Source organism: Salipiger sp. CCB-MM3, assembly GCF_001687105.1.
Lineage (GTDB): Bacteria > Pseudomonadota > Alphaproteobacteria > Rhodobacterales > Rhodobacteraceae > Salipiger.
Genome location: NZ_CP014596.1, coordinates 1,251,736 through 1,276,515, shown reverse-complemented (window position 1 = coordinate 1,276,515; position 24,780 = coordinate 1,251,736). Strand labels below are relative to the sequence as shown.

Genomic DNA, 24,780 nt, shown 5'->3' with positions numbered 1-24,780 from the left:
TCTTTCGGCCCGTCAGGCCTTGGGCATGTCGTCTTCCATGTAGTAGCGCACGTTTTCCTCGAAGCTCGCGTCGGCTTCAAGCCCCAGCGCCAGCGCCTTGTCGAAGCGATAGTCGAACCGCCAGCCGCGCACGATCGCGGCGATCTCGGGCTGTTCTTCCCATTTGATCAGCTGCGCGGGTTCCGGCCCGGCCACGGCGGTGAGCGCGTCGATCATCTGGCGGATCGACAGGCGTTGTCCGGGCATGGTCATGCAGCGCTGCATGCCGAGGTCTTCGGCATCAAGCTCGGCGCCCTTGATCAGGTTTTCCACGCAGCGGCGCGGCGAGAGGTAGAAATGCTCTTGCCCTTCGTCCACCGGGCAGATCGCCGGCTCGCCGTTCAGCGGCTCGCGGATGATCGAGGACATGAAGGACGAGGCGGCGCGGTTGGGCTTGCCCGGACGCACCGAGATGGTCGGCAGGCGGAAGCCGCGGCCATCCACATAGCCTTTGCGCGAATAATCGTTGAGCAGCAGTTCCCCAATGGCCTTCTGCATGCCGTAGGAGGTCTGCGGGTTGGGAATGGTGTAATCGGTGATCGGGTCGGGCACCTCGCCGCCGAAGACCGCCAGCGAGGAGGTGAAGACCACCACCGGGCAGGTCTCCAGCGCGCGGCAGCGCTCCAGCACGTTGAGCGTGCCGTCGAGGTTGACCTTCATGCCTGCCTCGAAATCGGCCTCGGCATGGGCCGAGACGACGGCGGCGAAATGGAAGATCACGTCGGTCTCGGCGTCGATCAGCGCGTCCACCGAGGCACGGTCGGTGATGTCGCAGGCGCGGGTCTCGACCGGGAAGGGGGCCTCAATGGGCTCGGGCGCCACAATGTCGGCCAGCGTGATCTTGTCGATGGGCGCGTCGCGCAGGTCGCCGCGCGCGGCGAGGCTTTGGGCAACCTTGCGGCCGACGAAACCGCCGCCGCCGATGATCAGAACGTTCATCCTAAGTGTCTTTCCGTAGCAATGGAGGGACGCGCGCGGCCGGGGATGGCCGCGCGCTCAGATGTGGGGCCGGGATCAGCTGTCGCTGTCCTGACCAAGGCCGATGCGCTTGAGGAAGGCCTTGTGGCTGTCGACCATGACCTTGGCCTCGGGCGATTTCTCGGCCCAGACGTCCCAGCGGCTGATCGCGGCCTTGCGGAAGGCGGCGCGGTCCTCGGCGGACCAGTCGTAGATCGTCACGCCTTTCTCGGGCAGCGAGGTCAGCGCCTCGCCGTTCTGCACGATGGTGCGCATCATCAGGTTCAGCGCCAGATCATCCACCGCCGCTTTCAGGATCGCCTGCTGCGCCGGCTCGAGCCCGTCCCAGACCTGCTTGTTGCAGGCCAGATGGTCCGAGCTCATCGAGTGGAAGCCGGGGTAGGTGGTGTGCTTGGCGATGTCGTAGATGCCAAGGCCCACGTTGTTGGCCAGCGTCGAGGCGTCCGCCCCGTCGATGATGCCGGTTTCCAGAGCGGTGAAGATCTCGGTGAAATCCATCACCACCGGGGTGGCCCCCAGTTCGGCGAAAATCTCGGATTCCATGCCCGGCGGCGAGCGGAATTTCCAGCCCTTGAGGTCTTCGATCCCGGCCAGCGGCGCGGTGGAGTTCATCGACTCCTGACCGCCCAGATAGGCGCCGACGAATTCCATCCCGCTTTCGTGGTACAGCTCGTTGATCGCCTCGCGGCCACCGCCCTGCGAGATCCAGCTCAGGTACTGCAGCGGCGTGTCGTAGCCGCCCATGGTGTCGGCGACGAATTGGAACGCCGGGTTGCGCCCGGTCTGATAGCTGGGGTTCGTCATGTCGCAGTCGAGGATGCCGTTGGCGGCGGCCCCGAAGGTCTCGGCCGAGGCGACGACGGCGGAACTGTAGAACATCTCGAGGTCGAGCGAGCCGCCCGACATGGTTTCCACCTGCTCGGCGAACTCGCGCACAAGCTGGCCTGCGACGGATTCCGGCGACTGGTGGGTCTGGATGCGCAGCGTGGTCTGGGCACTGGCGGCACCCGCCAGCAGGATCGCGCCGGCAACGGCGGCGGTAAAGGTCTTGGACATGAATTCTCCTCCCTGTGAATCGTCCTCCAGGGAAATGCGTAGCAAGGGCATTGACTGATTGCCAGACAATCCGTCAATCACGCAGCGCGTTTGCGGGTATCCGCAGATTGGGCGCTGGGTCGGGGCGAGATCACGGCCATGTCATGTGACACGCCAAATACTTGACTGGAAAAGTCGGTCATTCTAGTCAGATGGTACCTGCGCGCCCCTCGCCGCAGAGCCACGGCGCTGCGCCCAAGCTATTGCTTTCAGTTTTCAGCGGCCCGCCCGGCCGCCTCCAAAGGAGGACTCTCATGTCCCTTGCCACGGCACTCCGCACTGGCGTCTGCGGTCTCGCGCTTTCCGCGCTGATGGCTGGCGCTGCGCTTTCCGATCCGTTCACCGGCCTTGCCAAGGGCTTTGAGGGCCAGATGATCGCCGAGGGGCTGAACCGTGCGCCGATCACCGCCGGAAGCACCGCCGAGATCCGCGGCAAGGGCTTCACCCCCGGTCAGAGCGTCGTGCTGCGGCAGAATGGCGTCGCGCTGAACGAGGGCGCGCCGATCGTGGCCGATGCCAAGGGCACCTTCCGCACCGAGATCACCGTCCCCGAAGCCGCTGAGCCGGGGCTTTACCCGGTGGTGGCCGAGATCGCCGATCCGGCCTTTGCCATGACCGTGGACCTGAAGGTCTCGCCGGTGCTGCCCGAAAGCGGCGGGCTCAACGTCACGTCGCAGAAACTGGCGTCGGGGCTCTATCAGGTGGCGCAAACCCCGGATGCGCTCTACGTGACCTCCGCCGTGGGCCGTCCGCCGGTGACCGAAAGCAAGCTGATGAAGCTTGATCCGTCGACGCTGGAAGTGCTGGCTGAAGTGACCCCCGCAGACGCGCCGGATGGCGACAATGGCCGCGATGGCGGTGTCTTCGCGGTCTATGGCGTTGGCGTCGACGTGGCGCAGGGGCAGGTCTGGGTGACAAACACGCGGCAGAACACCGTGGCGGTCTATAGCGCCGACGATCTGTCGCTGATCAAGCAGTTCGAGCCCGGCGCGGTGCCGCACCCCCGCGATGCGCTCGTGCTGGACGGCAAGGTCTACGTCAGCGCCACCTTCGAGCCGGTGATCCACGTCTTCGACAGCGCGACGCTGGAAGAACTGGCCCCGATCGAGCTGCGTTCGGGCAAGCGCGGCGAGCGCTTTGGCACCGCCAGCATGGACATCGACGCCGAGAGCGGCAGGCTGGTCGTGGTCAGCCTGACCACCGACGAGGTCGCGACCGTCGATCTGGGCACCGGCACGCAGACCTCTGTGCATGCGCTGCCGCTGTCCAAGCGCACCATCGGCGTGGCCTATGACGGGGCCGACGGTTTGATCTTCACCACCGGCATGAACACCGACAACCTGCTGATCCTCGACGCCAAGACCGGCGAGGCGCTGCATGACGTGCCGGTGGGCTCGGGGCCGCTCAACGTGACCTATGACGCGGTGAACGATCTGGCGTGGGTCGCAGTGCGCGGCTCGGACTCGCTGGTCGCCGTCTCGCCCGAAGGCGACGTGGTGGCGAAGACCGAGATCGGCAGCTACCCCAACCACCTGACAACCGCCGAAGACGGCGGCGTCTTTGTGGTCAACAAGGCGCGCGGCGCCGAGGATGAAAGCGGCGATCACATCAGCCACGTGACTCCGGGCAGTTGACCCCGAGCAGCTAACCCGGCACGGCGGGTGCCTCACTGGCACCCGCCCCATGCTCAGGCGCCGCGCACCCGCTTGGCCCAGAGATGCGTGGCGAGGCTGATCACCAGCCAGCCCACGAACAGCAGCGGCGCTCCGGCGAAAGAGAGCGGCAGCGCCACGGCACCAAAGAGGATCGGGATCAAGTCGGATGCGTCCCAGCCTTGGCGCAGGATGTCGGGCAGCAGCCCCACGGCACTGCCAAAGAGCCCCGCCACCATCAGCGCCACGATCGAGCCGACGAAGCCCAGCAGATAGCCCCCGATCCCGCGCCGCCCGTAAAGGCCCGACAGCAGCCAGCCCGACAGCGCCCCGCCCAGCACCATGGCTATGAGATAGCGTATCTGCAGGCCGCGCGGCTCGGCCACCGCCCGCTCCGGTCCGAGCGCCACCGCATCCTCATAGAGGAACGCGAAGAACAGCAGCCCGCCGACGAGGGCCATCATGAAAGTCGTGACAAATCGCGCGGTGCGTGCGTGCGGAGCCATCCAAAATCCCTACCTTTTCAAAATGCGGAGATCCGGCGGCGCGCACCACCGGGAGAGTAATCGACGGCGAGCCTAGCACAGGCATTTGCACCCGTCGCCCCCTCAGACTTGCCGGATGCGGGGCTCATCGCATTGGTGCGGCAGGGGAATTCCGCGAACGCGTAGGGCTGGGGGCGTGCGGCGCTTGCCCGTCAAGCGGGCATAGGCCATCATGGCCGCAACTGCAGCCGGAGCGTTGGAGCGCGGTTTGAAACACCACAGGCTGCGGCGAGGAGAATTGCGCAAAATGCATTGTTTACAGGGAGGTATCTCATGAACTCTTTGCAAGGTCTGGCCCGCCGTCTTGGCCTCGCCAGCCTGCTGCTGGCCTTTGGAGGAGCGCCGCTGATGGCCGACACCGTAGAGCTTCCCGTGGTTGTGCATCTCGCCGAGGGGGCCACGCTGCCGCCCGAGGCGCTGCTAGAGGTCTCGCTGCTGGACGTGTCGCGGGCAGATGCCCCGTCCATCGTGATCGCTGAGCGCAGCTATCGTATCGAGACGCTGCCGGTGCAGATCCGGCTGCCCTATGACGACGCGCAAATCGATCCGCGCATGAGCTATGTCGTCTCGGGCAAGGTCGCCTCGGGCGCCACCACGGTCCTGCGCACCACCACCGCTTTTTCCGCGCTGACCCGCGATGCGCCCGAACGTCCCGAGATCACGCTTGAACAGATCGCGCCGGTCCCCTCGGCCGAGACGGCCAAAGACCCGGCTGCCGCGCCGATGCGCATCACCGGCGTCGAATGGGCGGCCTCCGAGATTGGCGGTCGGCTTCTGGTGACCGAGGATCCGCCCAGCATCGCCTTTGACGAGGACGGCAGGTTTTCCATGTACGGCGGCTGCAACCGCTTTTCCGGACGGGCCGAGATCGGCGCGAGAACGATCAGCTTCATGCAGCCCTTCGCGGGCACCCGCCGGGCCTGCCCGGAGCCGCGCATGAAGCTCGATCAGGACATGGTCGCCGCGCTCGAACAGGCATCGGGCTATCTGCGCAGCGGCAACCGCCTCAGCCTCACCAATGCCGCCGGGGTGACCGTGCTGCGGCTGATGGAACGGCCCGAATAAACCACATGAAGTGCCGCTGCGTCACCCCGGCGCGGCGGCACCTCCGGCAATTCAATTTCCAGCGCGCGCGCCTATATACACTCGACCGGCCGATCCGCCCTTCAGTTCCCCCACCATCTCTGGCAAGGGGAGGGCGAAGACGGCCCCCGAGGAGGCGATGGAAAAGATCAATCTGCCCGAGCGCGCCGGATGGCGCGACAAGGCCGAAGAACTGGGCTTCAGCTTTGCTGACATGCATGGCGAGCCCTATTGGGACGAAACGTCGGCCTATCGCTTCACGCTGCGCCAGATCGAGGATGATCTTGAAGATCCCTCAACCGAACTGCATGGCATGTGCCGCGAGGCCGCCGCTGCGATCACGGCAAGCGAAGAGCTGATGACCCGGCTCGGCATTCCCGCCGAGCATTGGGACCTTGTCGCCGAAAGCTGGCAGCGCGGTGATCCCGAGATCTATGGCCGCTTCGATTTCGCCTATGACGGGCAGGGGCCTGCGAAGCTGCTGGAATATAACGCCGATACGCCGACCTCTCTTTACGAGAGCGCGTCTTTCCAATGGCTGTGGCTCGAAGAACAGATCGAAGCGGGCGTGCTGCGCGACGGTGACGACCAGTTCAACGGCATCCATGAGGCGCTGGTCGAGCGCTTCCGTGCGCTGTTCGAGCCGGGCACCGATCTGCATTTCACCGCCGCCGGTGGCAATGCCGAAGATTACGGCACCGTCGAGACCATGGGCTGGGCGGCGCGCGAGGCGGAGCTTGGCGCGCATTACAGCGATCTCGAAAAGCTCGGCGTCAGCACCGAGGGGCAGTTCCTCGACGCCGAAGACCGGGTGATCGGCACGCTCTTCAAGCTCTATCCTTGGGAAGACCTGCTGCGGGACGATTATGCCAAGCACCTGCGCACCGCCGGCTGCCTGATGCTGGAGCCTGCGTGGAAATCGGTGCTGTCGAACAAGGGGCTGCTGCCCGTGCTTTGGCGGATGTTCGAAGGCCATCCGAACCTGCTGCCTGCCTTCTTCGAGGACGAGGTGAGCGGCGCGCTGGCTGGAGATGCGGTGAACGACCCGCTGATCTCTCGCGCTGCAGAGGCGCTGCAGGCAGGCCATGTGAGCAAGCCGATCTTTTCGCGCGAGGGCGCTTCGGTGCGGATCACCGAGAATGGCGCACTGCTCGAAGCGGCGCCCGACGGCGGCTATGAAAACCACGCGCGTGTGGTGCAGGCCTACCAGCCGCTGCCGGTCTTTGAGGGCTTCCGCCCGGTGATCGGCGCATGGGTGATTGGCGAGACCTGCGCTGGCATCGGCGTTCGCGAAGACCGCGCGCGCATCACGCAGGATCTGTCGCGCTTTAAGCCGCATTTCATTAGAGACTGATTTATCCAGACGACCGGGAGAGACACCGATGAGAAAACGTTCCAGAACCGTCGCGCTGGCGATCGTCGGCGCCGCCTCGTTCAGCCTTGCGGGCTGCCGCGAGGAGCAGGTGGACGCGCAGGCCTTTCCCGATCTGGAGAGCTGCCGAAGCGCCGCGATCAACGGCGGCATGTTCTCGGCGCAAGATTGCGAGACCGCTTTTCAGGACGCCGAGACGCTGCATGTGGAATCCGCGCCGCGCTATGACAGCCTGCAGGTTTGCGAAGAGCAGCATGGCGAAGGCGCCTGTGACAGCGAAGCACAGCAGGTTCAGGGCGGCTCTGGCGGTATCTTCATGCCGCTGCTGGCGGGTTATCTGATCGGCAATATGCTCGGCGGGCGTTCCGGAATGGCGGCCGCACAGCCGCTGTATCGCACCCCCGACGGGCGCTTCACCAATGCCACCGGCGCCAGCACCTATTCGAGCAATTCGGGCCGCGCGAAGCTGGGCACCAGCATGTTCTCGAAACCGCCGACCACCGCAGGCAAAGCGCCGATGACCCGCGCCAGCGTCGCCTCCCGCGGCGGCTTCGGTCGCACCGGCGGCGGACGCAGCAGTTTTGGCGGATGACGCCTTGAAGGTGTGAAGAGGCGCGACCGGATCGGCACGCGTGCTTGCTGACGAAAAGTCTAAACCCGGGATATGGCTCTGCGAAGCTCTATGCAAAACAGCGTCGCAAAATCCGATCTGCATAGATTCGCCTTTTTTATGAAAATGAATTGCGATATGCTTCAAATATGGGGGCTGATTTCACCTGTATCTGGAAACCATTTGGTTTGTAATATGGGGATCTTCATTCTGCTTTTCTCGGGGGAGAGTAGAACATGATAGGCGGCAATGAGAACAAAGACCGAGCGCGCCGCGTAGGCGCCGGCGGAGGCTTTGTCATCGCCTGCCTTGTCGGTCTTATTGGCGTTGTGGGCGGGGTCATCCTGTGGCTTTCAGACGCGAGCTTGCTCGTCGTGCTGCTGGCCTATCTAGGTTTTCCCGCGATCATCATTGTCACGCTGTTCGTCATGGTGAGCGTCCGAACCAAGGTTGAGCGCTTGAAAAAACCCGAAAAAGCCACTGTGGAACAAGTGAAAAAAAAGAAGAACCACGGCCACGCAGCGGACTGAGGTGAGCTGCGCGCGCCCAGCAAAGCCTTCCGGTCGTGCAGTACTTAATTAACATAATCTTACTTATACGTTTCAGGGATTCACTTTTGGCGACGCCCGCCTGCTGGCGTGATCTCTTGCGAAAACGCTTGGCGAACCCAGTTGGCAGACCGAACTCTCAATAAGCGAGAGCCAATATATGGCTACTCTTCCTTTAAGAGAAATTACGCGCCATGCGCGTAATATGGCGCCACCACTCTCCTTCATTACGTTCAAGCATGTGGCGCCACATACGCTGCTCTTTCAGGAGACCAATTTCTTCTGCGCCGCGAATGGGCTCAGGCCAAGCCATTGCTGCATGGTCTCAGCCACCGCGCGATTGCCGTCCAGTTGCATTCTCTCGGCGGCCTGCCGCGCCGTCGCAAGACCCATCCAAATCTCGGTCATCGTGCGCAGATCGGTGGTCACGAATAGATCGACCTCGAAGCCGGGATCGGCCAGACACAGATCGACCGCGCCGTTTGGCTCGACGATCAGCCACCACGCGCGCTTGGATTGCGGCAGGTCCGGAAAGCGGAAATTCAGCACCGTCCGGCGCGGCGGCAATGGGCTGGGATCGAGATTGCGGCGCATGTCCCACATCAGCAGCGACACGTCGAGCCGCTCGAGCGACGGCTCGGATTTCACCCATTTCTGGCCCCAGATGCCAAAGGCTTCGACGATCGAAAGCAAATCCTTTCCGGCCGGTGTCAGCAGATAATCGACGTGCTGGGTTCCGGGCACCGGGCGACGCTCGACGATGTCCGCAGCCTCCAATTCCCGCAGCCTCTGCGCCAGCAGCGAGCGCGACATGCGCGGCACGCCGCGCCTGAGATCGTTGAACCGGGTCGAGCCCGCCACGAGTTCTCGGACCAGCACCATGGTCCACCGCGTACAGAGAATTTCAGCGGCCATGGCCACCGGACAGAACTGGAAATAGCTGGCATTCGACATGAGGCCCTCCCTTCCTCGCTCGGTGAGAAGAGTATAGCTCACATTCGAAAAATTGTATCCAGTCCAGTATCTGGACCTGCTGGTCCAGTTCCGCCACTGGTTCGCCTCATTCCGACCCGCCATGCTTTGGGACAGCCGTTCTGGACGGGCGGCGCATTCTTCGGGACAGCGCGACCTGCCGGTCGCACGCCCCCAAGCAAAGCGGAGGACATCATGTCAGCAGGGATTGAACTCAACGGCCTCAACGGCTCGAAACAGAAGATCACCGCAGAAGCCCACGCCGCGCTCGACGCCGCGCTCCGCGGCGGCACCGCACTTGAAGGAGAGCCCGGCTATGCCGAGGCCAGCGAGATCTGGAACGCGATGCACCGCCGCAAGCCCGCGCTGGTGATCCGCGCGCTTGGGACGTCCGACATTCAGGCCGCGGTGAATTTCGCCCGCAGCAACGGCCTGCGCATGTCGGTGCGCGCCGGCGGCCACCAGATCGCCGGACTCGCGGTCGAAGACGGCACGCTGATGCTCGATCTGTCGCTAATGCGCTCGGTGACCGTGGACCCTGCGGCGCGCAGCGCGCAGGTCGGACCCGGAGCCATCCTCGGCGATGTGGACCGTGAGACGCAGGTCCACGGCCTTGCGCTGCCGGTTGGCGTGAATTCCACCACCGGAATTTCTGGCCTGACGCTGGGTGGTGGTTTCGGCTGGATCACCCGCAAATACGGCATGACCATCGACAACCTTCTTTCCGCCGAAGTGGTCACCGCCGATGGCGCCATCCTGCGCGCCTCAGAGACGGAAAACCCCGATCTCTTCTGGGCGATCCGCGGCGGCGGCGGCAATTTCGGCGTGGTGAGTTCCTTCGAGTTCCGCCTGCATCCGGTGGGGCCTGAAGTGCTGTCGGGGCTGGTCATCCATCCGCTCGATGCTGCGGAAGACCTGCTGCCGAAGTTCCGCGAGCTCTGCGCCAAAGCACCGGACGAGTTGACCATCTGGTCGGTCCTGCGCAAAGCGCCGCCCCTGCCCTTTTTGCCCGAGGACTGGCATGGCCGCGAGGTGCTGATCTTTGCTGCCTGCTATTCCGGAGACATGAGCGAGGGCGAGAACGCAATGCGCGAGTTGCGCGCGCTCGGCAGCCCGATCGTCGATGTCATCGGCCCGCATCCCTTTGTCGGCTGGCAGGCCGCCTTCGATCCGCTGCTCACACCCGGAGCGCGCAACTATTGGAAAAGCCGCGATTTCCTGACCCTCGAAGATGCGACGATCTCGGCCATTCTGAAGGCAGTTAAAACGCTGCCCGATCCGCAGTGCGAGGTCTTCATCGCGCATGTCGGCGGTGCAATGGCGCGTGTCGCACCAAATGCCACGGCCTTCCCGCAGCGCGACAGCCATTTCACGATGAATGTGCACACCCGCTGGGACAGCGCCGACCAAGATGGCGCCTGCATCGCATGGGCCCGCGCGCTCTTTGACGCCACCGCGGCGGGCGCGGCGCCAAGCGTCTATGTCAACTTCATGCCCGACGACGAGCCGGACCGGCTGGGAGAGGCCTATGGCGACAATCTCGCCCGGCTGCGCGAGGTGAAGGCGCGCTATGATCCGTCGAACCTCTTCCGGGTCAACCACAACATCCAGCCTCAGGAAGCGGCTGCCGCCGCGCAGTGAGACGCTGGCAGGCGCCCGCTGCGGCGCCTGCCGCCAGCCACCGGAAAGATCAACCGGCAGCAAAGATCGGAGGATGATGCGATGGAGAAAACCCTGTACCAACGGCTCGGCGCCAAGAGCGGCATTGCCGCGCTGGTGGATGATGTCATCGAGGCGCATATGAAGAACCCGGTGATCAGCGCCCGTTTCCTGCCCTATCGCGAAATGCCGCAGGAGATGGACACCGCCAAGAGCCACCTGTGCGATTTATTCGGTGCGGGCAGCGGCGGGCCGGAAGAGTACACCGGGCGCAGCATGCCCGAGGCGCATCGCGGCATGAACATCGGCGACGACGAATATATGGCCGCGATTGACGATATCATGGCCACGCTCAAAGCCCATGGCATCGACGAGCAGACCCGCAAGGACGTTCTGATGATCACCTATTCGCTGAAGGCCGAGATCGTCCGCCAGTGAACCAGACAGCGAGCCAGAAAGTGAACCAAAGCGATTGACCTTGGGTACCGGGGCATTTCCGCCCTCCCTCTAAGCCCCGGGGTTCCGCAGCCGGGCCCCCTTTCCCCTTCCCCGGCTGCGGACGCCTTTTGCCTTCCGTCTCGTGGCGGGCGCCCGCTTCTACACCTTGGCGGGCTGATCACCTAGGCACGGTCCCGGCAGCCGAAGAAGGCGACGCGACCCTTTTGAACCGCAGCCGTTTTGGCCTATCTTGCAAGGCACGGCCCTGAAGGGCGTTTTGCAATCGGCACGCCGCGATGACCAAGCCTGATCCTCACCCGCATCTCCCGCGCACCGCCACCGGCGGCCTGCGCCTCCTGTGGCTGGCGCTTGGGTCCATTTCGCTGGTGACCGGGATCATCGGCATCGTGCTGCCGGTGCTGCCCACGACGCCACTGGTGCTTCTTGCGGCCTTCGCCTTTTCGCGCAGCTCGCCGCGGCTGCATGATTATTTGCAGTCGCATCCGCGCTTTGGCCCGATGATCGCCGACTGGCGCGCCAATGGCGCCATCGCGCCGCGGCACAAGGCCATGGCGGTTGGCATGATGAGCGCGGCCTTCCTGCTGAGCGTGTTTCTCGACCTGCCGGGGCGCGTTCTGCTGATCCAACTGGTCTGCATGGGGGGTGCGGCGATCTTTGTGCTGAGCCGGCCCAACGGACCGGGCCGCCGTCCCCGCGCCTGACGCCCCACCAGCCCTGCCCGTTTTCGCGCCACCGCAGCCCCTGTGACCGTGCTCAATGCGCCATGCAAAGCGGCCCTCGAGCCCGAGGCGCTTTTCGCGCGGCACTGCGCGCGCTACAGCTTGCAGGCAGTGCGGCGCAGGCGCCGCCTTGGCCAATTTCCATAGGCGGAGCAGGACTATGGCGGAAATTCTCGTGCTTGGCGCTGGCATGGTTGGCGTCTCCACGGCGCTGGCGCTGCAGGCGCGCGGCCATGCGGTGCAGCTGCTCGATCGCGGCGCGCCGGGACGCGAGACCTCCTTTGGCAATGCCGGTGTGATCCAGACCGAGGCCGCCGAACCCTACGCCATGCCGCGCGACCCGCGGGTGATCCTCGCCATGATGACCGGGCGCAGCAACGATCTGACATGGTCGCTGCGTGGCCTCGCGGGGATGGCGCCCGCGCTCTGGTCCTATTTCCGCAATTCCGCCCCCACCCGCCACGCGGCGCTGTCGCAGACCTACGCCCGGCTCACCAGCCGCGCAGCGCAGGATCACCAGCCGCTGATCGAGGCGGCGGGCTGTGATAACCTTATCGCCCGCGACGGCATGGCGCAGATCTACCGCGACCCCCGTGCTTTTGAACGCGATGCCACAGACGCCGAGCGCATCGCGGCACGCTACGGCCCGCGTTTTTGCACCTTCGACGGCGCCAGCTACCGCCGCGAGGACCCGGCCCTGCAGGCCGAGCCTGCAGGCGTGCTTCTGTGGTCCGACACATGGAGTTGCAGCTCTCCCGGCGGGCTCGTCGCGGCCTATGCGGCGCTCTTCGAGCGGCGCGGCGGGCGGATCCTTGGCGGCGATGCGGAAAGCCTTGCCCAAGACGGCTCCGGCTGGACGGTCGCCACCGCGGATGGGCCGCTTGCCGCACAGCATGTGGTGATCGCCCTCGGCCCTTGGGCGCCGCGGCTTTTGCGCCGTTTCGACTATCGCATCCCCATGGTGCTCAAGCGCGGGTATCACGGGCACTTTCAGACCAATCAGACCCCGCGCCGCCCGATCGTCGATATGGACAATGGCGTCGTCGCCTCGCCCATGCAGACCGGGCTGCGCATCGCCACCGGTGCCGCGCTTGTGGCCCATGATGCGCCCGCCGATCTGCGCCAGTTGGAGCGAGGACGCCGCGCGCTGGGGGACATGCTGCAGATCGGGCCGCGGATCACCGAGCCGCAATGGTCCGGCACCCGCCCCTGCATGCCCGACATGCTGCCAATGGTCGGCGCCGCGCCGCGCCATCCGGGCATGTGGTTCCACTTTGGCCACGGGCATCAGGGCTTCACCCTTGGCCCCACCACCGCAGAGGTGCTGGCCACGTCGCTGGAGGACGGTGAGGACGAACTGACCCGCGCCCTGTCGCCCGCGCGCCGGATCTAGCCGGATCTCGCCGCGCGATACGCGACGGCAGACCCGGAAATTCCGCCCGCCGGTTGATCTGCGGCTTGCGATGACGCGCGAAGGGGGGCAAGAGGCCCGCATTCCCATGATCCAAAGCCCGGACCCCTGCCCCGATGAAACTCCGCTCCCCGATCTCGCTCTATGATGCACAGGGCCTGGCCTTCGGCATCCTGATGGCCAGCCTCGGCGTGGTCTTCCTCAAGGCCTGCGGGCTGATCACCGGCCAGACGGCGGGGGCTTCGGTGCTGCTGAGCTATCTGCTGCCGCTGGACTTCGGGGTGATCTTCCTCGTGGTGAGCCTGCCGTTCCTGTGGCTGTCATGGAAGCGTCGTGGCAAGGTCTTCACCCTGCGCACGCTGGTGGCGGTGGTCGGCATCTCGGTGACCACGCCGCTGCTGGAAAGCTGGATCAGCTTCGAGCGCCTGCCGCCACTTCTGGCGGCGGTCCTTGCCGGAGCGACCGCGGGCGCGGGGCTCATCGCCCTCTTCCGCCACAACGCCTCGGCGGGCGGTCTGGGCGTGCTTGCGCTGATCGTCGAAGAGCGCACGGGCTTCCGCACCGGCTGGTTCCAGATGTGCTTTGACGCGGTGGTCTTTGGCGTGGCGCTTTTCGTGCTGCCGCTGGATCTGATCCTCTACTCGGCGCTTGGGGCGGCGGTGCTCAACGCGGTGATCGCGTGGAACTTCCGCATCCACCAGAGCGGCGCATCGCCGGATCAGCCCGCGCCCAAAGCCTAAGCGCGCCGGGTGCCCGAAGGCAGGCCGATCTCCTGCCCGCCCTCATCTGCCTGCGCGACCTCGTTCTTCACCTGCCCCCATGTGACAAGCGTGAAGATCGCCGTACCGCCCGCGACGTTGCCCGCCAGCACCGGCAGGAAGAAGCGGAAGAGCGCATGGCCAACACCGATCTCGCCGTGCCAGACCAGCAGCCCAGCCTCCACTGTGCCCGCGATCACATGCGCAAAGCCAGCGGCGGCCAGCAGCCACGTCATCGCCAGCACGATCAGCAGCGACTCGCCGCGCGCGCCGGGCATCACCCAGACCAGCGCCGCGATCAGCACACCCGCGGGCAGCGCCCGAAAGAAGTTGCCCGAGGCCGTGCCCTCGACCGCGTGACGCGCCACGGCAAGCAGACTGTCGGCCAGTTCGGTCGGCACCACGCCGGGCAGCAGCAGGAAAGCCGAGGCGATGGTGGCCCCGGTCACATTCGCCGCCAGAACGATGCCCCAGAGCCGCAGCATCTTGCGCAGACAGGTCGCCGAGCGCTGCGCCACCACCGGCATCACGGTGGTGATCGTGTTCTCGGTAAATAGCTGCATCCGCCCATAGATCACCACGATGAAGCCCAGCGAATAGCCAAAGCACTCGATGAGCCACGCCCAGTCGGCCTTCGGCAGATAAGCCTTCAGCACCGCCTGCGCGATCACCGACAGGCTGATCAAAATGCCCGCCGCGAGACCGGACCAGATCAATGAGACCGAGGGGCGGTTAAGCTCCTCCTCGCCGTCGCGGCGGATGACCTCGTAGATCAGGCGTGCGGAGAGGCGCGAGGCGCTCAGGACCGAGCGTTCTTCGGCGCGGCGGTGCATGGCCTCGCTTTGGGCTGGTTGGGTGCGGGAGGGGTCTTCAGGGTTGTTCATGCACAGGCAACACCCGGCGGCGCATTGGGTTCCGCTGCGCACGCGCGCCGTGAGCGTTGATAGCTTTACCTTATCGCAATGTGAAAAAATTACGATTTCGTTTTATTGCCCGGCGAATGTAGGTCTTTCCTGCGCGGCGGCAACTGCCCCGCCGGTAACAGATAACCCAGCGAATGTCGGAGCCAGAGATGGACGGAAATGATGTGAAACCCACGGGCGGCTGCCCGGTGATGCACGGCGGTCAGACCTCGACCGCCAATTCGGTGACCAGCTGGTGGCCGAACGCCCTCAATCTCGACATCCTGCACCAGCACGACAGCAAGACGCAGCCCTTCGCGCCGAACTTCAACTACCGCGAAGAGCTCAAGAAGCTGGACGTCGAGGCGCTGAAAGACGACCTCCGTCAGCTGATGAAGGACAGCCAGGAATGGTGGCCCGCAGACTGGGGCTCCTACGTCGGCATGTTCGCCCGCGTGGCATGGCACGCCGCAGGCTCCTACCGTCTGGCCGATGGCCGTGGCGGCGGCGGCACCGGCAACCAGCGTTTCGCCCCGCTCAACAGCTGGCCGGACAACGTCAACACCGACAAGGGCCGCCGCCTGCTCTGGCCGATCAAAAAGAAATACGGCAACAAGATCTCTTGGGCCGACCTGATGATCCTTTCGGGCACCATCGCCTATGAGGTTGCAGGCCTGAAGACCTTTGGCTTCGCCTTCGGTCGCGAAGACATCTGGCACCCCGAAAAAGACGTCTACTGGGGCGCCGAGAAGGAATGGCTCGCCGCGTCGGACAACCGCTATGATGATGTGGCCGATCCCTCGACCATGGAAAACCCGCTGGCCGCCGTGCAGATGGGCCTCATTTACGTGAACCCCGAGGGCGTCAACGGCCAGCCGGATCCGGTGAAGACCGCCGCGCATCTGCGTGAGACCTTCGCCCGTATGGCGATGAACGACGAGGAAACCGCCGCGCTTACCGCCGGTGGCCACACCATCGGCAAGTCGCACGGCAACGGCAACGCCGACGATCTCTCTGCCGATCCCGAAGCCGCTGATGTGACCGCGCAGGGCATGGGCTGGATGAACACCAAAGGCCGCGGCATTGGCCGTGACACTGTGGTGTCGGGCATCGAAGGCGCGTGGACGAAGAACCCGACCCAATGGGACATGGGCTATTTCGAGATGCTCTTCGGTCACGAGTGGGAACTGACCAAATCGCCCGCAGGCGCCTGGCAGTACAAGCCCGTCGAGATCAACGACGAGGACATGCCGGTCGACGTGGAAGACGCTTCGATCAAATGCATGCCGATGATGACCGATGCCGACATGGCGATGAAGGTTGACCCGATCTACAACGCGATCTGCCAGAAGTTCATGGCCGATCCGGAGTATTTCTCGGAAACCTTTGCCCGCGCTTGGTTCAAGCTGACCCACCGCGACATGGGCCCGAAAGCCCGCTACGTCGGTCCCGATGTGCCGTCCGAAGACCTGATCTGGCAAGACCCTGTCCCCGCGGGGACAACCGGCTACGACATCGGTGGTCTCAAGGCGAAGATCGCGGCCTCGGGCCTCAGCGTCTCCGATATGGTCTCGACCGCATGGGACAGCGCCCGCACCTACCGCGGCTCTGACATGCGCGGCGGTGCCAATGGTGCGCGCATCCGTCTCGCGCCGCAGAAGGACTGGGCGGGCAACGAGCCCGAGCGTCTGGCGCGCGTGCTGAACGTGCTCGAGCCGCTGGCAACCGCCGCCGGTGCAAGCCTTGCGGACACCATCGTGCTGGCGGGCAACACCGGCGTAGAGCTGGCCGCCAAAGCCGCGGGCTATGACATCTCGGTGCCCTTCGCGCCGGGCCGTGGTGACGCGACCGACGAGATGACCGACGCCGAAAGCTTCGATCCGCTCGAGCCCGCCGCCGACGGTTTCCGCAACTGGCAAAAGCAGTCCTACGTGGTTTCCGCCGAAGAGATGCTGCTCGACCGGGCACAGCTCATGGGTCTCACCGCGAACGAGATGACCGTGCTGCTGGGCGGCATGCGTGCGATGGGCACCAACCACGGCGGCACCCAGCACGGCGTGTTCACCGACCGCGCGGGCGCTCTGACCACCGACTTCTTCGTCAACCTGACGGATATGGCCTATTCGTGGGTTCCGGTGGGCAAGGACCTCTATGAGATCCGCGACCGCAAGACCGGCGAGACCAAATGGACCGCGACCCGCGTCGATCTGGTGTTCGGCTCGAACTCGATCCTGCGCGCCTACGCCGAGATCTACGCTCAGGACGACGGCGCCGAAGCCTTCCTGCCCGCCTTCGTAGCGGCATGGACCAAGGTGATGAACGCCGACCGTTTCGATCTGAAGTGATCGCGCCGCCTAGGTGAAGATCGGCCCGTACCTCATTGAGGTGCGGGCCTTTTTCGTTCGTAGAGCTCACGCCCGCCGCACGATTGCGCGCAATCCCCTTGCCGTTTGCCGCCGCGACAGGCTCTATGCCCGTGCCAGAAAAGGCCGCACCACGCCGGACCGATAAGGAGAGCCTATGCCCGCGCAGCCAGATCAGCCCCGCCTCGCGCCCGCGGATATGCCGCGCGCATCCAATGGCGCGTCCTCTGGCGGGATCGACCTTGGCGGCACCAAGATCGAGGCGCGGCTCTTCGATGCGCAGATGCAGACGCTGGACACCCGCCGCCTGCCGACCCCCGCGGAGGATTTCACCGCTTTCGTAAAGGCTTTGGCCGCGCAGGTACGCTGGCTGGAAGAGACCTCGGGGCTTGGCGCGGCGCTGCCGGTGGGCATCGGCCTGCCCGGCCTTATCGACCCCGAAAGCGGCCTTGGGTTTGCCGCGAATATCCCCATCACCGGCCAGAACCTGCCCGCCGCGCTGGCCGAGGCGCTGGGACGCCCGGTGCCGCTGCTCAACGACTGTCAGGCCTTTGCGCTGTCCGAGGCTCTCGGCGGCGCGGGCACCGGGGCGCGCCGGGTGATCGGGCTGATCATGGGCACGGGGATCGGCGCGGGGCTGGCGCAGGACGGGCGTGCGGGCTATCGCGCCAATGGCTCGGCGCTGGAGGTTGGCCACATTGGCCTTCCTTCACATGCGCTGCAGGAATTGCGCGACCGGCTGGGCGTCGATCTGGCCCTGCGCGACTGTGGTTGCGGACGGCGCGGCTGCTTTGAGACCTGCCTGTCTGGTCCCGGCCTGTCTTGGCTGGCACGGCAGTACCTCGGCGCTGAACTGGAACCCGCGGACCTCGCGCAGCGCGCTGGCGACGGCGAACGCGCCGCCGAAGTGGTTCTGCAGATTTGGGCGCATCTGGCGGGCGAGTTGCTGCTAACGTTGCAACTGGCGCATGATCCGGATTGCATCGTGCTGGGGGGCGGCCTGTCGCAGATACCGGGCGTCGAGCTGCGGCTCGCGGCGGCGCTGGAGCGGGTGCGGCTCGGCAGTATGCGCGCGCCGAAGATTGCCATCGCGCAGCATGGCGACAGTTCGGGGGCGCGCGGCGCGGCCCTGCACGCTTTGGCGCAGGCCCGCGACATTTGACGTAGGGCCGGGCGCTTAGCCCAGCCCGTCTTCGAGCACGCAGCTTTCCAGCACGGTGCCTTCAAAGACCTCGACCAGCCCCAGATCGCTCAGCCTTGGACCGGCGTTGCAGACCAGCGAAGCCCCGAAGAGCGCCTTGAACACCAGAAAGGGCGGCTCCCATGTCACAAGCCCGTCGAGGGTGGCGCGCAGCGCCGCGAAGTCGCGCGCCAGCTGCGGCAGCGGCGCTTCGCTGATCAGCCCCGCAACCGGCAGCGGCAGGCAGCTGAGCACCCTGCCCTTCGCCGCGACCGCGAGCCCGCCGCCCGCCGCGCGCACCGCATTGGCGGCGGCGGCCATATCCTCGGGGTTTCGTCCGAAGACCGTGAGGTTGTGGCTGTCATGCGAGACGCTGCTGGCAAACGCGCCGCGCCAGTCGCCCCAGTTCTCGAGGAACGCGGTGCGCATCGGCGTGCCCGCACCGTGGCGGTTGACGATGCCCATGCGGATCATGTCGTCAGGCAGCACGAGCCGCCCGTTCGCGACCTCCACCCGGCGCTCTCCCCAGACCGGGAAGCGGGGTTTCGACAGCGTCGCGATACGCGCCTGAGGGCCGCGCGCGAGGATCTCGAAATCCTCTGCCATGATCGGGTCCAGACGCATCGTCTGGGCGAGCGTCGCGGGCACGGGCACAGCGGCGGGCGGCTCGGCAAGCTCGCCGCGTTCGGCCACGAGGCGCCCGTCTGCGATCACCGCGCGGGCCGTCACCGTCTCGACATCCAACAGCAGCACCAGGTCGGCGCGGCGTCCCGGCGCGACGAGGCCCAGATCGGGCCGCCCGATCCGGCTGGCCGCGTTGAGCGTCGCCGCACGATAGGCCCAGAGCGGCGGCAGACCGCAGGAGATCAGCAGCCGGATCACCCCGTCGAGCCCGCCCTTGGCGGCCAGATCGTCGGGGAAGATATCATCGGTGCAGAGCGTGACCGTCTGCGGCAACTCGCCAAGCTCCAGCAGCGCCTCTGCCAGTTCCGGCAGCAGATGCGGATGCGAGCCGCGCAGTTCGATGGTGAACCCCGCTTCGAGCTTGGCCATGAGGTCCGCCGCGCCGGTCAGTTCATGATCGGTCTCGACCCCTGCCGCCGCGAAGCCCGCCAGATCACCGCCCGTAAGGCCACGGGCGTGGCCGCAGACCCGCTTGCCGCTTTGCAGCCCGGCCTGAACGATCCCCGACACGCGCGGATCGCCCTCCAAGAGCGGCTGCATGGTCATCAGTTCCGCCGCGCCATGGGTGTCGCTGCGGCCGAGCCAGCGGGCCACGGTCTCGGGGGTGAAATCGCCGCCGCTGGCCTCGAACCCGGGGGCCGAGGGCACGCAGGTCGGCACCAGCGGCAAAAGGCGCAGCGGCAAGCCTTTGGCGGCGGCACAGGCGTAGTCCAGCCCCGCCTCGCCCACCACATTGGCCAGCTCATGCGGGTCCCACAGCGCTGTCGTGACGCCGCGCGGCACCACCGCGGCGGCATAGTCCGCCGGGGTGATCATCGAGCTTTCCACATGCATATGGCTGTCGATGAAGCCCGGCACGATGGTTTGGCCATGGGCGCTGATGCGCTGCGCGGCGTCGCGGCTCGGGTCCGGGGTGTGGACGCTGGCGATCAGCGGGCCGATGAGGCCGATGTCGGCATGGCGCGTCCGCCCGGTGACCATGTCGAGCAGCTCGCCGCCCTCGATCAGCAGATCGAAAGGCGCCTCACCGCGCGCGGCGCGGACCGCACGAGCGCGCAGATCCGGGTCGTTGAGATCGGCTGGGAAGCTCATTGCCCGTCCTCCTGCCGCAGCGCGTCGAGGCAGAGGTGGGCAATATCCTCGCGCGGGGCGGTCGGCAGACGGGTCAGCCCCGCCGCGTCGGCGGTGAAGGTCGTCGCGCCATAGGTGTCATCCGCGGCCACCGAAACCTGCAGGGTCTGGCGCGCGAAGTCGAAGGCCTCGGGGCGAACCAGCGCCAGCGCGGCGACGGGATCGTAGATCGCCATGCCGTCGCGGCCCCGGCTGAGGCCGATGTCGAGGTAGCCGCCCAGAAGGTCGGCGGTCAGCGGATCGGTCTGCGGCATGTCGGCGGGACCAAAACGGGCCTGACGGCAGATCATCAGGTCGATCACGTCGAGGGGCAGCCCGGCCCTTGCCACCACATCCGCCGCTTCGGGATCGCAAAGCGCGTTGAACTCGGCCAGCGGCGAATGATTGCCCGGCCCGTTGCTGCCGCCCATCCAGACCAGCCGCGTGATGCGGGCGGCGGCCTCGGGGTGCGCTTGCACCAGCAGGGCGATATTGGTGAGCGGACCAAGCGCGAGCACCTCGCGCGAGCCGCCCTGCATCAGCCAGCCCGCCAGCGCCTCGATGGCGTCGGCGGGGGGCTGCGGGCCGTCCACGTCGGGCAGAAAACAGCCCCGGCTGTCCATACCCCGATCGCCGAGGATCGCCTGCGCGGTCTCGGGCTCGCGCTTCAGTGGGCGGTCGGCCCCCGCGTGCAGCGGTGCGTCGAACCCATAGGCCTGCGCCGCGCCGAGCGCATTGGCAATGACCTGCGGCAGCGGCGAGTTGCCGGCGACCAGCGAGATGCCTTCGACCGTTGCCCCATAGCGGCGCAGCAACAGCAGCGCCCAGAGATCGTCAAAGCCGTAATCCGTATCGACCCAGAGGCTCATGCCGCAAGGCCCCGCGCGGTCGAGAGCGGCAGATCGAAGGCGATGGTCTCGCCCAAAGCCACCTCGGGCAGGTCGATGGCGGCATCGGCCTTGATCGGGCCGACCGCGCTGTCGATGACATATTCGCGGTGCGCGCCCGCAAAGCTGCAGGCGGCGACGCGGCCCTGATGCGGGCCGCTGCCCACGGTCACCGCGTCCGGGCGCCATGCGAGGATCGGAGCCTCGGGACGGCCGGCCAACGAAAGCCGCCCTTTGGTTGTCACAATATCCTCGCCTTCTACTTTAAAGATATTCTCGAACCCCATGAATTCCGCCGCAAATGCCGTCTGCGGGCGCGCATAGAGATCGAAGGGCGTGCCGAGTTGTTCGATCTTGCCGTCCTTCATCAGAACGATGCGGTCGGCGAGCGCCAGCGCTTCGGCCTGATCGTGGGTGACGAAGACCATGGTGATGCCGGTCTCTTTCTGCACCCGCTGCAGTTCGGTGCGCATCTCGAGGCGCAGGCGGGCGTCGAGGTTCGACAGCGGCTCGTCGAGCAGCAGCACCTTGGGCCGCATGACAAGGCTGCGCGCCAGCGCCACGCGCTGCTGCTGACCGCCCGACATCTCAGCCGGTTTGCGCTTTTCAAACCCGGTGAGGCCGACGGTCGCCAGCCCTTCCTCGGTGCGCTGCTTGATCTCCGCCTCAGGCAGCTTTTGCAGGCGCAGGCCGAAGGCGACGTTCTCATAAGCGGTGAGGTGCGGGAAGAGCGCGTAGCTCTGGAACACCAGCCCGATGCCGCGCTTGTTAGCGGGCACGCGGGTCACGTCGCGCCCGTCGATGGTGATGCTGCCGCCGGTGGGCGACAGCAGCCCGGCGATGGCGCGCATGGTGGTGGTTTTGCCGCAGCCCGACGGCCCGAGCAGCGCGATCAGCTCGCCCTCGCGGATCGACAGATCGAGGTTCGGCACGGCGACCGATTTGCCGTAGCTGAGGGTGAGGTCGGAGAGTTGGACGAAAGCGTCAGACATAGCGAGAGAATCCCAGCAGGCGTTCGGCGGTGAAGACGATGGCGAGCGACATGAAGGCGAGCAGTGCCGAGAGCGCGGCGACAGAGGGATCGAAGGTGATCTCCATATACGCAAGCATGTCGATCGGCAGGGTGCGGACGCCCGGCCCCGAGAGGAACAGCGAGACCGGCACCTGATTGAAGGAGGTGACGAAGCCGAGGATGAAGGCGGCGAGCACCCCGCCCCGGATGTTCGGCAGCACCACTTTGGTGAAGGCCTGCAGGCGCGTGCAGCCGAGCAGCACGGCGGCCTCTTCCATATCGGCGCGCAGGTTGTGCATGGACGAGCTGACCACGCGCACCGCATAGGGCAGCACCAGCGCGGTATGCGCCATGAAAAGCGCCAGCGTCACCGTGACCCCGGTGGGCACCACCATGTAGCGCAGGAGCGCAAGGCCGACGATGATGCCAGGCACGATGATCGGCGCGGCGACGATGGTGCGCACGGTCTCGGCCATCGGCAGGTCGTAGCGGTTCAGCGCATAGGCCGCAGGCACGCCAAGCAGCAGCGCCGCGAGGGTGCCGAAGACCGCCAGCGCCATCGACAGCAGGAAAGAGGCGCGGAAGCTCTCGACGGTGAAGACCTTGAGATACCAGCGCAGGGTCAGCCCCTCGGGCGGGAAGGCAAGGTATTCGGTGTCCGAGGCTCCGGCGAGGATGATTATCAGGAACGGCCCGATCAGGAAGGTCAGCGTGAGGCCCAAGATGGACCAATTCGCAAGATGACGCATGGAGGTGTTCATGAGGTCAGCTCCGGGCGGTGGCGATGCGCTTCAGCAGCAGGTTCGCCGAGAAGGACATGACGATGAGGATCATGGCGATGACGCTGGCCGAGACGAAATCGTTGGACACGTTGACCCGCTGGTATAGCAGCGTTTCCAGCATCAGCACCTTGGAGCCGCCGAGGATCGCCGGGGTGATATAGGCGGTGAGCGCCCCGGTGAAGACCAGCGTGCCGCCGATGACGAGCCCTTCCTTGGTCAGCGGCAGGATCACCTTGAAGAAGACGGCGATCCAGCTTGCGCCCAGCACGCGAGCGGCGGGCACCACGTCACGCGGGATGTTCTCCATCGCCGACACGAGGCTGATGATCATCAGCGGCAGGAACAGTTGCAGCAACCCGAGGAAAACGGCGGTCTCGGTGAACAGCAGCCGCAGCGGCGTGTCCGACAGACCCAGCCCGGTGATCGCCTCGTTGACGATGCCGGTGCGACCCAGAATGACGATCCACGCGTAGGTCCGGGCCACGGGCGAGATCATCAACGGCAGCACGACCATACCGAACACTTTGCCGCGCGACTTGGGGCCGAGGTTGACGATGCAGAAGGCGGCGGCATAGCCAATCACCGCCGCCGTGCCCGCGACCAGAACGCCCAGTTTCAGCGTGCGCAAAAAGACCGTGCGGTTGAGCGGCGTGGAGAAGAAATCGATATAGCCCTGCAGCGACCAGCCGCTCTCGGCCCGGAATGCCTCGGAGAGCAGGATACACACCGGCACGAGGAAGAGCAGCGTCGAGAAGATGGCTGCCGGAAGGGCCAATGCCAGCCCTTCGCGCGTGTTGCGAAACATGGGTAAGGGTCCCGTCTGGAAAGGGGCCATGGGCACCGGGGAGCAATCGGCGCCCATGGCGGAGTGAGGTGCGGAGTGAGGGAGCGGATCGGGGTCAGGCGGCGCGCCGCCCTGCCCCGTTCCGTGTGCCGCGGATTACTGGATGACCTCGGTGTTCCACTGCTCGACCCAGCCTTCGCGATTGTCGAGCACCTCTGCCGCCGGCAGGATGTTCAGCGCGTCGATCACAGCGGCCCCATAGGTAAGGTTGCTGGCCGCCTCGTCGCTCAGCTCGACCTCTTTGTTGGCCGGGCTGTCGATCAGCATCTCGCCGATCTTGGTCTGCACCTCGGTCGAGAGCCAGTAGTCCATGAACTGATAGGCCAGGTCCTCGTTGCCGTTGTCTTTGGTCATGATCATCACGTTCATGCCGCCGGCCTGGCCCTCTTTGGGCTCGGCCCATGCAAACGGCAGACCCGCACTCTTGAAGCTGCCCCATGCGAAGCGGCCCACCGGGGCGGCGATGACTTCTTGCTGGTTCATCAGTTGCACCAGCTCGGACGAGCGCGAATAGAAGGTCACGATGTCATCGGAATGCGCGCCGATCTCGGAGATCACCGGCGCGAGATCGCCTTCCTGATCCATCGACTTGCCCAGCATCATGACGGTGAGCGGACCCTGCGTGCCGGTGATGTTGGGCAGCGCGACCTGACCGGCCAGTTCGTCGCCCAGCAGGTCGCCCCAGCTTTGGATGTCCACCAGATCCGAGCGGTAGACGATGGAGCTGGCATAGAAGGTGTAGCCCACGGCCATGTTGTCGCCGATCGGATCCTTGGCGCTGTCGTAGAGCTTGTCGAAGTTGCTGAGCTTGCTGCTGTCGAGCGGCTGGATCAGCCCCTTGCGCGCCAGAGCCAGCGCGTCCTGCGTCGAGATCACGGCCATGTCGATCACCGGATCGGCGGCATTGGCTTCGATCTTTGCCATACGCTCGACGCTGTTGCCGGTCTCGACCACCAGATCGCAGCCGCAGATCGCCTCGAAAGGATCGTAGAGCGCCTCTTTGTACTCGTCCTGCGCGAAGGAATAGACCGAGATGGTCAGCGTTTTGTCAGCGGCATGCGCCGCCGTGCCGAATGCGCTGGCGAGCGCGAGAATGGAAAGCGAGGTCTTCATGGC

General features: G+C 65.7%; 23 protein-coding genes. 12 read left to right on the top strand and 11 right to left on the bottom strand.

The window, feature by feature from the left end; all coding sequences use genetic code 11:
• Positions 1-12: 12 nt before the first annotated feature.
• Together denD and AYJ57_RS19570 are read right to left on the bottom strand one after the other, a co-directional pair.
• Positions 13-978: a D-erythronate dehydrogenase gene (denD, locus tag AYJ57_RS19575; protein WP_066110017.1), complete on the bottom strand. Its 966-nt coding sequence runs from the start codon at positions 976-978 to the stop codon at positions 13-15.
• A 75-nt stretch (positions 979-1,053) separates the two neighbouring features.
• Complete coding sequence (locus tag AYJ57_RS19570; RefSeq protein WP_066110014.1) at positions 1,054-2,073, bottom strand: TRAP transporter substrate-binding protein; 1,020 nt, start codon at positions 2,071-2,073, stop codon at positions 1,054-1,056.
• Positions 2,074-2,366: 293 nt separating this feature from the next.
• Between AYJ57_RS19570 and AYJ57_RS19565 the strand changes: the two genes are divergently transcribed.
• The gene (locus AYJ57_RS19565; RefSeq protein WP_066110011.1) at positions 2,367-3,746 is read left to right on the top strand and encodes a YncE family protein; all 1,380 of its coding nucleotides are present in this window, start codon (positions 2,367-2,369) and stop codon (positions 3,744-3,746) included.
• Between the two features lie 53 nt (positions 3,747-3,799).
• Here the strand turns inward: AYJ57_RS19565 and AYJ57_RS19560 are convergent, their stop codons facing one another.
• Positions 3,800-4,270 carry a hypothetical protein gene (locus AYJ57_RS19560; RefSeq protein ID WP_066110008.1) on the bottom strand — a complete coding sequence of 157 codons (471 nt, stop codon included), beginning with the start codon at positions 4,268-4,270 and terminating at the stop codon, positions 3,800-3,802.
• A 312-nt stretch (positions 4,271-4,582) separates the two neighbouring features.
• Here AYJ57_RS19560 and AYJ57_RS19555 point away from each other — a divergent pair, with 312 nt between their 5' ends.
• From AYJ57_RS19555 to AYJ57_RS19540, 4 genes are all read left to right on the top strand, one after another.
• Positions 4,583-5,374, top strand: coding sequence for an META domain-containing protein (locus AYJ57_RS19555; protein ID WP_066110005.1), 792 nt, complete (start codon positions 4,583-4,585; stop codon positions 5,372-5,374).
• Between the two features lie 157 nt (positions 5,375-5,531).
• Positions 5,532-6,746, top strand: a complete 1,215-nt coding sequence (locus tag AYJ57_RS19550) for a glutathionylspermidine synthase family protein (RefSeq protein WP_066110002.1) — start codon at positions 5,532-5,534, stop codon at positions 6,744-6,746.
• Positions 6,747-6,774: 28 nt separating this feature from the next.
• Positions 6,775-7,356, top strand: coding sequence for a DUF1190 domain-containing protein (locus AYJ57_RS19545; protein ID WP_066109999.1), 582 nt, complete (start codon positions 6,775-6,777; stop codon positions 7,354-7,356).
• 254 nt (positions 7,357-7,610) lie between these two features.
• Positions 7,611-7,904, top strand: a complete 294-nt coding sequence (locus AYJ57_RS19540) for a hypothetical protein (RefSeq protein WP_066109996.1) — start codon at positions 7,611-7,613, stop codon at positions 7,902-7,904.
• 282 nt (positions 7,905-8,186) lie between these two features.
• On the opposite strand, the gene AYJ57_RS19535 is transcribed toward AYJ57_RS19540, so the two are convergent.
• On the bottom strand, positions 8,187-8,876 hold the full coding sequence (locus AYJ57_RS19535; RefSeq protein ID WP_066109991.1) for a winged helix-turn-helix transcriptional regulator: 690 nt from the start codon (positions 8,874-8,876) through the stop codon (positions 8,187-8,189).
• Between the two features lie 213 nt (positions 8,877-9,089).
• Here AYJ57_RS19535 and AYJ57_RS19530 point away from each other — a divergent pair, with 213 nt between their 5' ends.
• From AYJ57_RS19530 to AYJ57_RS19510, 5 genes are all read left to right on the top strand, one after another.
• Positions 9,090-10,535 carry an FAD-binding oxidoreductase gene (locus AYJ57_RS19530; protein ID WP_066109988.1) on the top strand — a complete coding sequence of 482 codons (1,446 nt, stop codon included), beginning with the start codon at positions 9,090-9,092 and terminating at the stop codon, positions 10,533-10,535.
• 81 nt (positions 10,536-10,616) lie between these two features.
• The gene (locus AYJ57_RS19525; RefSeq protein WP_066109985.1) at positions 10,617-10,991 is read left to right on the top strand and encodes a group I truncated hemoglobin; all 375 of its coding nucleotides are present in this window, start codon (positions 10,617-10,619) and stop codon (positions 10,989-10,991) included.
• Positions 10,992-11,287: 296 nt separating this feature from the next.
• Entirely contained in the window at positions 11,288-11,713 is a 426-nt protein-coding gene (locus AYJ57_RS19520; RefSeq protein WP_237220232.1) for a YbaN family protein, read from the top strand.
• A gap of 178 nt (positions 11,714-11,891) precedes the next feature.
• Positions 11,892-13,124 (top strand): NAD(P)/FAD-dependent oxidoreductase, encoded by a 1,233-nt coding sequence (locus AYJ57_RS19515; RefSeq protein ID WP_066109982.1) that lies wholly within the window; start codon positions 11,892-11,894, stop codon positions 13,122-13,124.
• 134 nt (positions 13,125-13,258) lie between these two features.
• Positions 13,259-13,882, top strand: coding sequence for a YitT family protein (locus AYJ57_RS19510; RefSeq protein ID WP_066109979.1), 624 nt, complete (start codon positions 13,259-13,261; stop codon positions 13,880-13,882).
• Here AYJ57_RS19510 and AYJ57_RS19505 read toward each other — a convergent pair.
• A complete protein-coding gene (locus AYJ57_RS19505; protein WP_066109977.1) occupies positions 13,879-14,784 on the bottom strand; it encodes a formate/nitrite transporter family protein in 906 nt (301 codons plus the stop codon). The two genes, AYJ57_RS19510 and AYJ57_RS19505, sit on opposite strands and share 4 nt — an antisense overlap.
• Positions 14,785-14,972: 188 nt before the next feature.
• On the opposite strand from AYJ57_RS19505, the gene katG reads away from it, so the two are divergent.
• Together katG and AYJ57_RS19495 are read left to right on the top strand one after the other, a co-directional pair.
• Complete coding sequence (gene katG, locus AYJ57_RS19500; RefSeq protein ID WP_066110480.1) at positions 14,973-17,147, top strand: catalase/peroxidase HPI; 2,175 nt, start codon at positions 14,973-14,975, stop codon at positions 17,145-17,147.
• A 175-nt stretch (positions 17,148-17,322) separates the two neighbouring features.
• Entirely contained in the window at positions 17,323-18,327 is a 1,005-nt protein-coding gene (locus AYJ57_RS19495; RefSeq protein ID WP_237220231.1) for an ROK family protein, read from the top strand.
• 15 nt (positions 18,328-18,342) lie between these two features.
• On the opposite strand, the gene AYJ57_RS19490 is transcribed toward AYJ57_RS19495, so the two are convergent.
• The 6 genes from AYJ57_RS19490 to AYJ57_RS19465 form a co-directional block, all read right to left on the bottom strand.
• On the bottom strand, positions 18,343-20,121 hold the full coding sequence (locus AYJ57_RS19490; RefSeq protein ID WP_066109974.1) for an adenine deaminase: 1,779 nt from the start codon (positions 20,119-20,121) through the stop codon (positions 18,343-18,345).
• On the bottom strand, positions 20,118-21,008 hold the full coding sequence (locus AYJ57_RS19485) for a nucleoside hydrolase (RefSeq protein WP_066109971.1): 891 nt from the start codon (positions 21,006-21,008) through the stop codon (positions 20,118-20,120). Before AYJ57_RS19485 ends, AYJ57_RS19490 begins: the two co-directional genes overlap by 4 nt.
• The gene (locus AYJ57_RS19480; RefSeq protein WP_066109968.1) at positions 21,005-22,018 is read right to left on the bottom strand and encodes an ABC transporter ATP-binding protein; all 1,014 of its coding nucleotides are present in this window, start codon (positions 22,016-22,018) and stop codon (positions 21,005-21,007) included. Before AYJ57_RS19480 ends, AYJ57_RS19485 begins: the two co-directional genes overlap by 4 nt.
• Positions 22,011-22,799, bottom strand: a complete 789-nt coding sequence (locus AYJ57_RS19475; RefSeq protein WP_203595350.1) for an ABC transporter permease — start codon at positions 22,797-22,799, stop codon at positions 22,011-22,013. The genes AYJ57_RS19480 and AYJ57_RS19475 overlap by 8 nt, the downstream gene beginning before the upstream one ends.
• Before the next feature lie 4 nt (positions 22,800-22,803).
• Entirely contained in the window at positions 22,804-23,625 is an 822-nt protein-coding gene (locus tag AYJ57_RS19470) for an ABC transporter permease (protein ID WP_066109964.1), read from the bottom strand.
• A gap of 135 nt (positions 23,626-23,760) precedes the next feature.
• Positions 23,761-24,777, bottom strand: a complete 1,017-nt coding sequence (locus AYJ57_RS19465) for an ABC transporter substrate-binding protein (RefSeq protein WP_066109961.1) — start codon at positions 24,775-24,777, stop codon at positions 23,761-23,763.
• Positions 24,778-24,780: the final 3 nt, after the last annotated feature.

Excerpts from the sequence above, each read along its gene's own strand:
- denD (WP_066110017.1), bottom strand. The coding sequence starts at position 978 with ATGAACGTTCTGATCATCGGCGGCGGCGGTTTCGTCGGCCGCAAGGTT.
- AYJ57_RS19570 (WP_066110014.1), bottom strand. The coding sequence starts at position 2,073 with ATGTCCAAGACCTTTACCGCCGCCGTTGCCGGCGCGATCCTGCTGGCG.
- AYJ57_RS19565 (WP_066110011.1), top strand. The coding sequence starts at position 2,367 with ATGTCCCTTGCCACGGCACTCCGCACTGGCGTCTGCGGTCTCGCGCTT.
- AYJ57_RS19560 (WP_066110008.1), bottom strand. The coding sequence starts at position 4,270 with ATGGCTCCGCACGCACGCACCGCGCGATTTGTCACGACTTTCATGATG.
- AYJ57_RS19555 (WP_066110005.1), top strand. The coding sequence starts at position 4,583 with ATGAACTCTTTGCAAGGTCTGGCCCGCCGTCTTGGCCTCGCCAGCCTG.
- AYJ57_RS19550 (WP_066110002.1), top strand. The coding sequence starts at position 5,532 with ATGGAAAAGATCAATCTGCCCGAGCGCGCCGGATGGCGCGACAAGGCC.
- AYJ57_RS19545 (WP_066109999.1), top strand. The coding sequence starts at position 6,775 with ATGAGAAAACGTTCCAGAACCGTCGCGCTGGCGATCGTCGGCGCCGCC.
- AYJ57_RS19540 (WP_066109996.1), top strand. The coding sequence starts at position 7,611 with ATGATAGGCGGCAATGAGAACAAAGACCGAGCGCGCCGCGTAGGCGCC.
- AYJ57_RS19535 (WP_066109991.1), bottom strand. The coding sequence starts at position 8,876 with ATGTCGAATGCCAGCTATTTCCAGTTCTGTCCGGTGGCCATGGCCGCT.
- AYJ57_RS19530 (WP_066109988.1), top strand. The coding sequence starts at position 9,090 with ATGTCAGCAGGGATTGAACTCAACGGCCTCAACGGCTCGAAACAGAAG.
- AYJ57_RS19525 (WP_066109985.1), top strand. The coding sequence starts at position 10,617 with ATGGAGAAAACCCTGTACCAACGGCTCGGCGCCAAGAGCGGCATTGCC.
- AYJ57_RS19520 (WP_237220232.1), top strand. The coding sequence starts at position 11,288 with ATGACCAAGCCTGATCCTCACCCGCATCTCCCGCGCACCGCCACCGGC.
- AYJ57_RS19515 (WP_066109982.1), top strand. The coding sequence starts at position 11,892 with ATGGCGGAAATTCTCGTGCTTGGCGCTGGCATGGTTGGCGTCTCCACG.
- AYJ57_RS19510 (WP_066109979.1), top strand. The coding sequence starts at position 13,259 with ATGAAACTCCGCTCCCCGATCTCGCTCTATGATGCACAGGGCCTGGCC.
- AYJ57_RS19505 (WP_066109977.1), bottom strand. The coding sequence starts at position 14,784 with ATGAACAACCCTGAAGACCCCTCCCGCACCCAACCAGCCCAAAGCGAG.
- katG (WP_066110480.1), top strand. The coding sequence starts at position 14,973 with ATGGACGGAAATGATGTGAAACCCACGGGCGGCTGCCCGGTGATGCAC.
- AYJ57_RS19495 (WP_237220231.1), top strand. The coding sequence starts at position 17,323 with ATGCCCGCGCAGCCAGATCAGCCCCGCCTCGCGCCCGCGGATATGCCG.
- AYJ57_RS19490 (WP_066109974.1), bottom strand. The coding sequence starts at position 20,121 with ATGAGCTTCCCAGCCGATCTCAACGACCCGGATCTGCGCGCTCGTGCG.
- AYJ57_RS19485 (WP_066109971.1), bottom strand. The coding sequence starts at position 21,008 with ATGAGCCTCTGGGTCGATACGGATTACGGCTTTGACGATCTCTGGGCG.
- AYJ57_RS19480 (WP_066109968.1), bottom strand. The coding sequence starts at position 22,018 with ATGTCTGACGCTTTCGTCCAACTCTCCGACCTCACCCTCAGCTACGGC.
- AYJ57_RS19475 (WP_203595350.1), bottom strand. The coding sequence starts at position 22,799 with ATGAACACCTCCATGCGTCATCTTGCGAATTGGTCCATCTTGGGCCTC.
- AYJ57_RS19470 (WP_066109964.1), bottom strand. The coding sequence starts at position 23,625 with ATGTTTCGCAACACGCGCGAAGGGCTGGCATTGGCCCTTCCGGCAGCC.
- AYJ57_RS19465 (WP_066109961.1), bottom strand. The coding sequence starts at position 24,777 with ATGAAGACCTCGCTTTCCATTCTCGCGCTCGCCAGCGCATTCGGCACG.